The sequence below is a fragment of the Chryseobacterium sp. WX genome, assembly GCF_029542485.1.
In the GTDB taxonomy this organism is placed as follows: domain Bacteria; phylum Bacteroidota; class Bacteroidia; order Flavobacteriales; family Weeksellaceae; genus Chryseobacterium; species Chryseobacterium cucumeris.
Genome location: NZ_CP120710.1, coordinates 2,404,629 through 2,417,860, shown reverse-complemented (window position 1 = coordinate 2,417,860; position 13,232 = coordinate 2,404,629). Strand labels below are relative to the sequence as shown.

At 36.5% G+C, this 13,232-nt stretch carries 10 protein-coding genes; 5 read left to right on the top strand and 5 right to left on the bottom strand.

From position 1 onward, the window contains the following. Positions 1-13 precede the first annotated feature (13 nt). Positions 14-2,455, top strand: coding sequence for a TonB-dependent receptor (locus PZ898_RS10885; protein ID WP_277695493.1), 2,442 nt, complete (start codon positions 14-16; stop codon positions 2,453-2,455). 365 nt (positions 2,456-2,820) lie between these two features. Here the strand turns inward: PZ898_RS10885 and PZ898_RS10880 are convergent, their stop codons facing one another. Next, the gene (locus PZ898_RS10880) at positions 2,821-3,459 is read right to left on the bottom strand and encodes an MBL fold metallo-hydrolase (RefSeq protein ID WP_120232935.1); all 639 of its coding nucleotides are present in this window, start codon (positions 3,457-3,459) and stop codon (positions 2,821-2,823) included. Between the two features lie 70 nt (positions 3,460-3,529). Here PZ898_RS10880 and PZ898_RS10875 point away from each other — a divergent pair, with 70 nt between their 5' ends. Both PZ898_RS10875 and PZ898_RS10870 read left to right on the top strand, forming a co-directional pair. Beyond that, a complete protein-coding gene (locus tag PZ898_RS10875) occupies positions 3,530-4,747 on the top strand; it encodes a DUF5103 domain-containing protein (protein ID WP_277695492.1) in 1,218 nt (405 codons plus the stop codon). 353 nt (positions 4,748-5,100) lie between these two features. After that, entirely contained in the window at positions 5,101-7,053 is a 1,953-nt protein-coding gene (locus PZ898_RS10870) for a M4 family metallopeptidase (RefSeq protein WP_123279192.1), read from the top strand. A gap of 79 nt (positions 7,054-7,132) precedes the next feature. Here the strand turns inward: PZ898_RS10870 and hemH are convergent, their stop codons facing one another. Genes hemH through PZ898_RS10855 form a run of 3 tightly spaced genes read right to left on the bottom strand, consistent with a single transcriptional unit; the run spans position 7,133 to position 9,593 of the window. Beyond that, entirely contained in the window at positions 7,133-8,161 is a 1,029-nt protein-coding gene (hemH, locus tag PZ898_RS10865) for a ferrochelatase (RefSeq protein WP_062676217.1), read from the bottom strand. Between the two features lie 15 nt (positions 8,162-8,176). Further along, positions 8,177-8,704, bottom strand: coding sequence for an NADPH-dependent FMN reductase (locus PZ898_RS10860; protein WP_277695491.1), 528 nt, complete (start codon positions 8,702-8,704; stop codon positions 8,177-8,179). Positions 8,705-8,714: 10 nt separating this feature from the next. After that, positions 8,715-9,593 (bottom strand): NifU family protein, encoded by an 879-nt coding sequence (locus PZ898_RS10855; RefSeq protein ID WP_062676215.1) that lies wholly within the window; start codon positions 9,591-9,593, stop codon positions 8,715-8,717. Between the two features lie 156 nt (positions 9,594-9,749). Here PZ898_RS10855 and PZ898_RS10850 point away from each other — a divergent pair, with 156 nt between their 5' ends. Beyond that, complete coding sequence (locus tag PZ898_RS10850; protein ID WP_034694954.1) at positions 9,750-10,286, top strand: gamma carbonic anhydrase family protein; 537 nt, start codon at positions 9,750-9,752, stop codon at positions 10,284-10,286. A 267-nt stretch (positions 10,287-10,553) separates the two neighbouring features. On the opposite strand, the gene PZ898_RS10845 is transcribed toward PZ898_RS10850, so the two are convergent. Beyond that, positions 10,554-11,006 (bottom strand): hypothetical protein, encoded by a 453-nt coding sequence (locus tag PZ898_RS10845; RefSeq protein ID WP_277695490.1) that lies wholly within the window; start codon positions 11,004-11,006, stop codon positions 10,554-10,556. An 82-nt stretch (positions 11,007-11,088) separates the two neighbouring features. Here PZ898_RS10845 and PZ898_RS10840 point away from each other — a divergent pair, with 82 nt between their 5' ends. Then, positions 11,089-13,215 (top strand): helix-turn-helix domain-containing protein, encoded by a 2,127-nt coding sequence (locus PZ898_RS10840; RefSeq protein ID WP_277695489.1) that lies wholly within the window; start codon positions 11,089-11,091, stop codon positions 13,213-13,215. Positions 13,216-13,232 lie beyond the last annotated feature (17 nt).

Below are 13,232 nucleotides of genomic sequence, written 5' to 3'. Positions count from 1 at the left end.
AAAAAATAAGGCTATGAAAAAAAAATCGATCTTTTTAATCGCCGCAACAGCTACGTTATACTTTAATAATGCTTATGCCCAGGAAACACCGCAGGATTCTGCAAAAGTTTCTTCCATCGATCAGATTGTCATCACAGGAAACTCAAATCCAAAGAAAAAAATAGAATCCAGTACAGCAATTTCCACATTTAGTTCCAAAGAAATTCAGAAACAGAACCCGATCAGTGCTGCGGCTTTACTACAGCGAGTTCCGGGATTTGCTGTGGAAACTTCAGGAGGTGAGGTAGGAAACAACCTTTTTGCAAGAGGGATTCCTTCTGCTGGAGCTTATGAATTTGTACAGGTACAGGAAGACGGTCTTCCCGTTTTTGAAGATGGAGCGCTTCAGTTTGCCAATGCAGATAATTTTTTCCGTGTAGACAATTCTGTCAACCGCATGGAAGCTTTGAGAGGAGGTTCAGGTTCTATTTTTGCAACCAATTCACCTGGAGGTCTGATCAACTTTATTACCAGAGAAGGAACCAATGATTTCAGAGGTACGGCGAAACTTGAAACCAGTACCTACGGATTGATGCGTACCGATGTGAATGTAGGAGGCGCTTTGGTTCAGGATAAATTGTTTTTTAATGTCGGTGGTTTTTACAGAACAGATGACGGAATCAGAAAAACAGGTTTCAAAGCCAATAATGGGGGGCAAATCAGAATGAATCTGAAATATGTCTTTGATAAAGGCTATGTAAAAGTATATTACAAAAAACTGGATGACAGAAATACATTCTTCCTTCCGATTCCTTTAATCCAGAACGGAAATAAACTGAAAGGATTCCAGGGATTTGATCCTAATTACGGAACATATAGTTACAGAGCCATCAGCCAGCTGAATATTCCACAGGCCGGAGGTGGATTTTTCAACAGAAATCTTGAAGATGGGATCCATCCGAAAGTAGATGCATTGGGTGCAGAGTTTAAATATGATCTTGGAAATAATTTCAGTGTTTTAAACAAAACGAGATACACCAATATCAATATGAATTATACCGGGATTTTTCCGGCAGGAGGTCCAAAGCTAGCTTCTAAATATGCTACTGATGCCGTGAAAGATGGTGGGCTTGGTATGAGCAATTATCAGTATTCTCTCGTAAGCAACGGAGCTGTTGTTAATCCTGAGTATGTACAAAAATTAGGATTCTGGGCAATCGACAAACAGATGAATAATTTTGTGAATGATTTACAATTCAGTTATAAATTTGACAAAGGAAATGTTACGGCTGGTTTTTATAAATCCAACTGGAAATCTCAGCAATACTGGAACTGGAGTAATGTTCTGGCAACTGCTACAGACAGACCTGAACTTTTAAATCTGGTAAACCCGTCTATGAGCCCGTCTGATGACGGATACTCTAAAACCTACAATGGTGTGATGGATATGACATTTTTGCAAAGAAGAACTCAGACTCAGGGAAGTTTGAATGATCTTTATGTAAACTTAGACTATAACATTACCGATGCTTTAAGTGTAAATGGAGGCCTTCGTTACAGCCATGATTATTACAAAGGAAATTTTGCCAATACCACCACTTCTAATTTAAATAATTCTGGATTAACAACTGATGGAACTCATGGTTTCAACACGACGACGGCTGATGATAATATGAGTGTATTGGGAAATAAATACACCTATTGGAACTTTAATGTGGATAAAGTTTCCTTTACATTAGCTGCCAATTATAAAATCAACAGAGAGAATGCGGTGTATGCTCGTTTCTCCAACGGTTTCAGATCTCCGAATGAAGAAGCTTATTACAACTATTTCTCCACTCCAAACCCTGACAAACCTTTAAAATCAGTAACCACCAATCAGTTAGAAGTTGGATATAAATATTACTCGCGTACCTTTGACATAGCGGTGATTCCATTCTATTCTACCTTGAATAATCTTTCATTTACAGATATCTTCTCTGATGGAAAATCTGAAAATACTTTTGCGAATACCCAAAACTATGGAGTTGAATTTGAAGGATATGCCCGTTTATTCAATAATATTTTAGAAGTTGCATTCAATGGAACCGTTCAAAGCCCGAAATATAAAAACCTTGAAGCCGGAAGTGTACTTGAAGGAAATGTGGTAAGAAGAATGCCAAAGTTTTATTTTAATATCTCACCGGCGGTGAACATTACCAAGTCATGGAGAGCCTATGTAAGTATGAATTATTATGGAAAACGTTTCCAGGATGAGAAAAATGTACAGACCCTACCTTCTTTTACAGAATTTGGAGCGGGAATGTCTTACCAGTTAGGAAGAATACGTTTTGCAGTAGATGGTACCAATATCTTTAACACTATTGGTATTACAGAAGGAGACCCAAGAGCCGGATCACCGAATGGAGACGGAATCATCATGGCCAGACCTATCATGGGAGCTGCTGCCAGAGCATCAATCACACTGGATTTCTAGACTCTATTTCTTAATAAAAACAAAACCGTAAGAATTTCTGACGGTTTTGTTTTTATTACTAGTACTGTCCGATAAAGAGGATAAATATATTGAAAACAATATTTACGTCATAGATTAACAGGTCGGTCCTGCGGAGCTCTATTTTACCGGTGCCTCATTTTTTCTACTAACAGTTGATCCCGATGGGATCAAATACAGCTCCAATAGAAGCTAACTGTTAATGCACGGATTTGTTTTAAAATTATAGCTCCGTAGAGCGACCTGTTAATTATGTTTAAATTTAATCGGACAAAATAATTTTTATATAAGTATCAGACTTAAGTTTTGATTTCAGGGGTTGGTACAATTCAATCCCTCAAACCTTTTTACTTTAAAAACGGATTATACTGTTTCTCAAAACCAATCGATGTAGGATTTCCATGTCCTGAGAAAACCTGGGTATCATTATCCAGAATGAAAAGTTTTGATTTAATTCCTTCAATCAGCTGATCATAATTTCCTTTATACAGATCTGTTCTTCCGATACTTCCTTCAAAAAGAACATCACCGGAAATCATGAATTTCTGATTTTCATTATGATAAACAACACTTCCTGGAGAATGTCCCGGAACATGATATATTTTGAATTTTTCTCCATCCAGATCAAGTTCATCACCTTCCTTTATATATTCTACATTCACTTTTACAGGATTGATCTGCATTCCGAATCTCATCCCGCTTGCCTGAAGCATATCCAGTACTTCCTGGTCTTCCTGATGCATATTCACAGGTACCTTAAATTTATCAAAAGCCCATTGAAGTCCCAATACATGATCAATATGAGCATGGGTCAGGAGTATTTTCCGAATCTTCAGTCCTTTTTCAGTAATGAAGTTATCAATAGCCTGAGTTTCCTGAGCATTCATATTTCCCGGATCAATTAACCAGGCATTTTTATTTTCGTTATAAAGGATATAAGTATTTTCGCTCGCAAAGTTGAATACGAAACCTTGAATCTGAAGCATATCTGAATATTTTTTATTCAAAAATACGATATTATTAAGAAAATGGCTATTTTTCGTTATCTTCGTCATAATGAAAACTTTGCGAATACTTTTACTTTCTTTGGGCGGACTGGTTTTTGGACAAAATATCCAAAGTGTTCAGCTGTTCAATCCTCAGACCAATGATGAGACCCCTGTCATTAAAATTGGTGAACAATTGGTTTTAGGCTTTGATGATCTTACGAATGGCAGTCAGATCTATAGATACACATTCAAACATTATGACAGAAACTGGAATGAAGATAATCTGTTTTTTACAGAATTTGCTACCGGAAGCATGAATGCACTTCTGGATCAGTTTCAATATTCTTTCAATACGTTACAGGCGTATACCCACTATAAACTTGTTTTCCCGAATGATAAAATCCAACTGAAAGTCTCAGGGAATTATGAACTGATTGTCTACAAAGATTCGGCAGATCAGCCTCTGTTCAAAAAACGATTTTATCTGGTGGAAGATGTAACATCCGTGGGCTTGAATATTTCAAGATTTGCAGATGCGAAAAATCCCAACGTTAACCAGAGGGTAGAAGTGAATGTTTCTCCGAAAGGCGGAGATATTTCTTCCAATGTTAATTCAATTACCATGAATGTGATGCAGAATAACAACCCGAATATGGTGATATCCAATCTTAAACCGAGCAGTGTTTTAGGAAATCAGGTTTTGTTCCAGCAGATGAATCTTGTTTTCCCCGGAGATAATGAGTTTTATTATTTCGATAATAAAAATATGAATATGGCCGCCGATATGGTGCGTGCTACCGAAATAAAAGATGATGTCAACCAGACGTATCTGCATCCGGTATGGGCATTTCCTTTAAACTATCAGTACCAACCCGATGTCAATGGAGCCTGGTACTACAGAAGGAACGACTTAGGAAGAGAGAGAGATGCAGAAAGAGAAGCGGATTATTCATGGGTACATTTCTACTTGGATTCCGATCCTGTGGATAAAGAAATTTATGTGTTGGGAGGATTTAATAATTTTAAACCCAGTAAGGAAAATCAAATGCAGTATAATGCTTCTACCAAACAATATGTGGCAAAAATATTCCTTAAACAAGGTTTTTATAACTATGTTTTGGTAACAAAAGATGGAAACGGTTTGAATTTTGGAGAAGTAAACGGTAACTTCTGGCAGACAGAAAATCTTTATCAGGCGTTTCTTTATTATGCACCATTTGGAAGAAATTATGATGGGTTAATGGGATATGGAGAATTCAGAACACCCATTGCGAATAAACGTTAAGTAATTATAATTTAAAATATACATAAAAAATAGGGCTGTCTCTTAAGATAGTCCTATTTTTTTGTCCTTATTGAAAGAATTACTCTCTCAAATCTCATATTATGACTAATTTTCTTATAATATAATGCACTGCATAGTGAAAAATATTAATTCACAAAATTTTGATTTTAATTAATTTTTTTAACATGAAATTAACATTGTGGAAAAATTATATTTAAATAATTTTCTTTTTTTTAAAATCATTATTGTGTTTTATTTATTGATTTATAATATCAATTGAATTTTACTCATTGTTTTTGTTTTTTTATTGTGAAAAGTTTATAAATTCGTTACCACAATCAACCAATATTAATATGAAAACTAAATTTATCTTAGTGGCAAGCGTTGCTGCCTGCTCTTTTGTGTTTGGACAAAACACTCCATCGAAATTAGTTCCGGGTAAAAGCGGACTACATGCTGAATTTATGAGATTTGAAAAAAATGCACCTGCGTATCAGGGAACTCCTGTTTTATTTGACGAAGCTTCTCAGAGACTTTCTCCGGGACAAGCTCGCAAACTGGGGCTGGAAAAAGATGCATTGGGTTTTGAAACTCAAAGATTTCAACAGACCGTTAATGATATTCCTGTAGAATACGGAATGATGGCTGTTCAGACAAAAGACGGTAAAATTGTAGGACAGTCCGGAAAATGGGTTGTTAAAGTTCCGAAAGGGCTTGACAAAAGTGCCGGTCTTGCTGAAAATGCAGCATTGCAGAGTGCTTTATCCTTCGTAGGTGCTGACGCCTATAAATGGAAAAATAAAGAAGAGGAAGATTTTCTTAAAAAAGAAACAGGCGATCCCAATGCAAGCTATGCTCCTAAAGGTGAATTAGTATATTATTCAGATCCTGATGATGATAAGCTGAATGATTTAAGGCTGGCTTATAAATTTGATATCTATGCGGAGAAGCCATTAAGCAGACAATATGTTTTTGTAGATGCTAAAAATGGAAAAGTATTAGGAGTAGATGCTATCATTCATGAAGTAAACACCCCGGGAACAGCAGTTACCGGATATAGCGGAACACGTAGCATCACCACAGATTCTTATAACGGAAGCTATCGCTTAAGAGAAACCGGAAGAAATGCAGGAACTTCAGTAGAAACGTACAACCTGAAAAAAGGAACCAGCTATGCTTCTGCAGTAGACTTCACAGATACAGATAATAACTGGAATAATGTGAACACCAATAAAGACCAATATGCTACCGATGCGCATTGGGGAGCAGAAATGACAGTGGATTATTTCTATACAAAATATGGACGTAAGAGTATTGATAATAATAATTTTGCTATTAAATCTTATGTTCACTATTCTACCAACTATTTCAATGCATTTTGGGATGGTTCCAGAATGACTTATGGTGATGGAAGTTCAACAACAAATGGTGGAAAACCTTTGACAGCAATAGATGTATGTGGTCATGAGATTACACACGGATTGACTTCTAAAACAGCTAATCTTGCTTATCAGAGAGAATCCGGAGCATTGAATGAAGGTTTCTCAGATATCTTCGGAAATACCATTGAGCGTTGGGCAAGACCTACACAGGCAAGCTGGACACTGGGGGAGGATTTCAACTACGTGATCAGAAATATGGCGAATCCAAATGCTTATAGCCAGCCGGATACCTATATGGGAACCTACTGGAAAACTACTACAACTTCCGGTTGTGTTACACCAAGCCAGTCTAATGATTATTGTGGAGTTCATACCAATTCAGGTGTCCTTAACTTCTGGTATTATCTGCTGGTTACAGGAGGTTCTGGTACAAATGACAAAGGTTTTGCCTATAATGTTTCAGGAATTGGTCTGGATAAAGCCGGAGCAATTGCTTACAGAACATTAACGACTTATCTTACTTCTTCTTCTACCTATGCAAATGCAAGAACCTATTCTCTTCAGGCAGCAGCAGATCTGTATGGAGCAGGCAGTAATGAAGTAACCCAGGTTACCAATGCATGGAATGCTGTAGGCGTAGGTGGTGGAACTTCTCCGGCAGGAAAAGTGGCAGCCGCAGATACAGCTCTGTACACCATAAGTCCAAATCCTGCAACAGACAGATTTACCATCAATTTTGAAGGGAAAGCTGGAAAAGGAATTGTAGAACTGGTAAGCCTTACAGGTAAGAAAGAAATTTCTGAGAAAGTAGAAATGACTGATGGAGCCAATAAGCTTAACATCCAATTGCCTTCCAATATTCTTCCGGGAGTATATATTGTATTGGTAAACGGAGAGAAAGCAGGAAACCTTATTAAAAAATAGCACCAAACTTTTTAATATATTCAACAAAAAGGCCGCAAGAATTAACTTGCGGCCTTTTGTATATTTTTAACTAAAAGAATTAAACTAAATAAAAATCATTCAGTTTTTCTTCACAAAGTATTTTTACCACTTCAATCCATCGATCTTCGTCATTCAGACATGGAATATAATGGAAGTTTTCACCGCCGCCATGCATAAACTGTTCTTTTCCTTCTACTGAAATTTCTTCCAGGGTCTCAAGGCAGTCGGAAACAAATGCCGGACATACAACAGCCAGGTTTTTTATTCCCTTTTTTCCAATGGTTTCCAGGGTTTCGTCTGTATATGGTTCAATCCACTTGTCTTTTCCTAATCTTGACTGGAATGAAACAATCGTTTTTTCTTTAGGTAAATTCAATTTATCAATGACAAGCTGTGTCGTTTTATAACATTGATGACGATAGCAAAACTGATGACTTGGATTATCTTCCCTGGAACAACAGTCGTTAAGGTTACAGGTCTTGGTGGGATCTGTCTTATAAATATGTCTTTCCGGAACTCCGTGATAAGAAAACTGCAAGGCATCAAAATTTTCAGGAAGCTTTTCTTTAATACTTTCTGCAAGGCAGTTGATATAAATATCCCTGTTGTAGAAAGGCTGAATATAATTGATCTTTATAGTTGGAAAATTCTTTTTTCTCACTTCTTCCGCCTTTTCAATCACGGTTTCCGTGGTACTCATTGCATATTGAGGATATAATGGAAAAAGAACAATTTCAGTGACTCCCTGATCAACCAGTTTCTGGATACCAGCTTCAATGCTTGGTTGCGCATATCTCATTCCGATTTCCACAGGAACATCTACCACTTTCTGAAGTTTTTTCTGAATTTGCTTAGTAATAACAATCAGCGGAGAACCTTCATCTGTCCAAACCGTTTTATAGGCTTCAGCAGATTTTGCAGGTCTTGTTTTCAGAATGATTCCCTGTACAAGAAGTGCACGAAAGATCCAACGGTAATCAATCACCCTTTCATCCATCAGAAATTCATCAAGATATTCCTTTACGTCGTTTACAGAAGTTGATCTCGGTGATCCGAGGTTGACTAGTAAAATTCCTTTCTTATTCAATATTCTAAATTTTAATTATGAAACAGAACTTATAAAATCTGTTACTAATTTTGATACTTTGACAAAGGTATTACTTTCCAGTAAGCCATTGCCGTCAAATTTACCTTTTATCCCTTTTATTAATGCCTGATGTTTATCATCTGTTACAGCGCCAAGAGTTTTTAAAATTAATAATAACTCTTCGTGACCTCTTTCTCCACTGGCAGAAGCGGTAATCACAGCAACTGGTTTTTCTGAAAATACAGTTGTAGAAACACACCACTCCAAAAGATTTTTCAATCTGCCCGGGATACTGAAAATATATTCTGGTGTGGAAAATATAACACCTGAAGCGTTTTTAATATCTTCTCTGATTTTCAGAACTTCTTCCGGAGTATGATCATCCGTTAATGCCGTATCAAAATGCGGAAGAACAGAAAGATCAGTATACATCTGAAAATCTGTAGTGCCGATATTTCGCAGCACCTGTTCCAGCAGTTTCTGATTGCTGGAATTTGCCGAAGCACTTCCTATAATCACCAAAATTTTCTTTCCGGGAGGCATTTCGGCAGTTTTATCCGTTTACAGCTTCCACTCTTTCTACTAAGTCCGGAACGAATTGTTTTAAAATATTTTCAATTCCGTTTTTCAAAGTAGCTGTAGAACTCGGGCAGCCGGAGCATGCACCCTGTAGTAGCATTTTTGCCGTTTTATTTTCCTGATCGTATTCCATCAGAGAAATTTTTCCCCCATCATTTTCTACAGCAGGAGCTACATATTCATTTAAAATGTCAGAAATTTTCTGCTCATCTTCAGTATAATCTCTGTTGATAATTTTCTCAACAGGGTTTTCATGTTTCTGAGGTTCTATTTTTGAAATTTCACCTCCGTTCTGAAGATATTCAGCGATAAGTGCACGAACAGTCATCATTACCTGGTGCCATTCAACTGAATTATCTCTTGTAACCGCTACAAAATTGTCCGAAATGAAAACTTCTGTTGCAAAATCAAACTCTTTAAAAATAGCCTGTGCTAAAGGAACTTCTTCAGCCGCTTCTTTCGATTTTACTTCCACAAAACCATCCATCAGCAGTTTGCTCGAAACAAACTTCATTACATTTGGATTCGGAGTCATTTCAGCATAGATCTGATACATTTCTTTTTTCTTTTGAAGATAGATTCTAGGGTTAGCCAGTAATTCATCCTCAATTACATTTTTCAGACTTTCAGCGACATGTTCCCATTCTATGGTATCCTGTTTTGCTACTGCTACAAAATTAGCGGTAATGAAAACTCTTTCCACAAAAGGATAATTGAAAAGTTCCTGTGCCAGAGGAATTTCCGAAATATCTGAATTTCTGTCCAGTTCTAAAGACCCCGGGATGAGATTGTAATCTGCTACAAATTTCATCACTTTTGGGTTTTCAGTTGGTTCTATAAGTACGGTACGCATTTTTTCGTTAAATTTGAGATACAAAAATACGCATTAGAAGTTAGAAGCTGAAAATTGAGAGTTAGATTTTTGCTATCACTGTAATTTAGAAGTTAGATATCAGAAAAGATAGTGTAATTTTCAATTGGGCACATTTTTACATTTCAAATAAATATTATGGCACTAATAAAACAGCTTTTAGGAAAAGCACCACAGATCGGAGAGAATACTTTCTTAGCAGAAACAGCAACTATTATTGGCGATGTTACAATGGGAAAAGACTGCAGTGTCTGGTATAATGCAGTGATCAGAGGTGATGTTCACTATATCAAAATGGGTGACAAAGTGAATGTTCAGGACAATGCAATGCTGCACTGTACGTATCAGAAATATCCTTTGAATATCGGGAACAATGTTTCTATAGGACATAATGCCATTGTTCATGGATGTACCATTAAAGATAATGTACTGATCGGAATGGGAGCTATTGTGATGGATGATTGTCTGGTAGAAGAAAACTCCATTGTAGGAGCAGGTTCTGTAGTGACTCAGGGAACGCACATTAAATCCGGAGAAGTCTGGGGAGGAGTTCCTGCAAGAAAAATAAAAGATATCAATGCTCAGTTACTGGAAGGAGAAGTGAACAGAATTGCAGATAACTATGTGAAATATTCATCATGGTATAAGGAGAATGTGAAGGATCATCAATTTTAGAATGTCAAGTGAATAGTGAATAATGAATAGTCAATTCGCTGTGCTTGTCAATTTTTGCGATCAGAATTCACCATTCACTTGTGAAGCAAAATTCACTTATTGACTATAAAATAGTGAAAGGTCAATGGTCAATTCGCTGCGCTTGTCAATTATTTTTGGCATCCATTTGCGAAGCAAAATTCACCATTGATCTATTTAAAAATAAATATAAAAGCTCTGTTCTGAAACAGAGCTTTTTCGATTTGATATAGAACCTTTGCTTTATTGTTAATTATTATCCGGTGTAATAAGTCTGATCTTGCCATTGACACATTTGAGTGATGTAGGTGGCTCGATCATCATACAGTCAGACGTAATATTATACTTTTCATTAAAAGCTTTCACTTTATCCGTATACTCATTCACCCTTGGTAAGAAAGTCGCTTCTATTTTCTTAGGGTAGGCAATGTATTGCTGAGGTCCACCGCAGGCTTTTGATCCCATAGGAGCAAATGCCCATTGGCTGGCATCCGTACATTTTTCTCCTGATACTTCAGATTCAATAGAAGCTTTTAATCTATCCAGCTGTGCCTGTTCATATTTCTGACTTTCCTCGTCAGCAGGTCTGTCAGCAATATCAATAGGAAGATTGGTATTGGCACTCTTTGATGTATTACACGAAACTAAAGTTAATGTAGTACACAATACTATTGCCGGGATATGAAAGAATAATTTTTTCACAATAAACTTTTTTCTTTTTAAGAATTTTCAAAACTTATGCCAAGGTAAGAAATTCAAATTCATTTCCGTATTTTTGACGAAGATGAATAATCATTTTTTTGACTTAATAGAATATACGAACAGAAGCGTTTTTTTAACCGGGAAAGCCGGAACAGGAAAGACGACATTTCTTAATGATTTTGTAAGGCGTACAAAGAAAAAGCATATTGTAGTGGCTCCCACGGGAATTGCTGCCATTAATGCAGGTGGAGTTACAATCCATTCCATGTTTGGGCTGCCGTTGAGAACCTTTCTTCCTACTACAGAAAGGATAGATACCAGTTTGGCTAATAATATTGCCGATCTGATGCCTCATTTCAAATACCGTAAAGATAAGCTGAAGCTTCTGAGAGAGGTTGAAATCATTATTATTGATGAGGTTTCAATGTTGAGGGCTGATGTTCTGGATATGATGGATTTTTCTTTGAGATTTATCAGAAGGAATAATCAGAGATTTGGAGGGGTACAGATGCTCTTTATCGGGGATTTGTTTCAGCTTCCTCCGGTGGTAAGGGATGAGCATATCCTGAAAATGTATTACAATTCACCCTTCTTTTTTGACAGCCATGCCATTAAGGAAATTCCTATTGTTACCATTGAACTGACGAAAGTATACAGACAATCTGACGAAGAGTTTCTGGAAATTCTGAATGCAATCCGTGACGGCGATGTGGATAATATAGACTTTAATCATCTCAATGAAAGGTATGATCCTGACTTTGATATGGGAAAAGAATCCTATGTATATCTGTGTTCTCACAACAAAATGGCAGATGAGATCAATCAGGAAAAACTGGCAGAAATAAAAGTTGATCCTCAGGTGTATGAAGCTAAGCTGGTAGGGGATTTTAAAGAAAATCAATTTCCGAACGAACAGTTTTTAGAACTGAAAACAGGAGCTCAGATCATGTTTATCCGAAATGATATTTCCGGTGAGAAGAAATATTTTAACGGAAAGCTGGGCGAGATCATCGGATTGGATGAAAATGAAATCCGTGTTGTACTGGATGAAAGTGAAAGAGAAATTGTTGTCAAAAGAGAAACCTGGGAACAGAAAAAATATTTTCTTGATACTGATAAAAATATCCAGGAAGAAGTGTTGGGAAGTTTCGAGCAGTTTCCTATCAAATTAGCATGGGCGGTTACGATTCATAAAAGTCAGGGATTAACGTTTGATAAAGTGATTATTGATGCAGGAAAGAGTTTTACTGCCGGTCAGGTCTATGTAGCTTTATCCCGCTGCAGAACTTTGGAAGGAATTGTTTTAAAATCAAAAATTACCCCTGAAGTTATTTTCAAGGATAACAGAATTTTGCATTTCCACACAGATACGATTGCCAATGACCATGTAGAAGCTATTTTAAATCAGGAAAAATATGATTACAGCATCAGAAAAGTATTGCGTACGTTAGATTGTACATGGTTTTTAAAGGAAGTGGAGGAGTGGAATAACCTTTCCATTGTCACCAAGAATATAGACCACGTCAAAACCAAACAGCTTTATCTTCAGTTAAAACATGAAGCAGTAAATCTTGGAAAAATCTTTGAGAAACTGGAACGTATTATTTTTCAGAAAGTCAATAATTTTATTGAACAGAAAGAAGAATGGTCCGAGATTGAAAGCAAATCAAAAGGTGCGGTTAATTTCTTTTTTACAGAAACCAGAAATAAGATTTTCGATCCTTTGAAAGAATTTTATGCTGAAATAAAAGGAGCGAAAGGTTTAAAACAATATAATGAAGAATTTAAAAGCTGGCTGGAAGACATTGAAGAATATCTGAACAGTCTGAAAGATATTCACTTACTTGAAACTAAACTTTTAGATGAAAAGAATGATAAGGAAATCAATCTGAAAATTGCTAAAGTTCCGTCACAGGTTTTAACTTTCCAGCTGTTTGAGCAGGGAAAAACAATCGGAGAAATTGCCTTGGAAAGAGGGCTGGTGAAAGAAACCGTTATTGGGCATCTTGCCAAATTTGCCGAACAAGGCTTGCTGGATATTTCCCGAGTCATTACTTCGGATAAAATTAAGGCTTTTGAAGATGAATTCTATAAAAATCCACATGAAACATTAACCGAGTGGAAGAATGCACTGCCAAGCCATTTTGAATTTAACGAAATCAGGATTTTAATCAATCATTATAATTATAAAAAAGAAAAGAACTCGTAAGAGTTCTTTTTTTATGG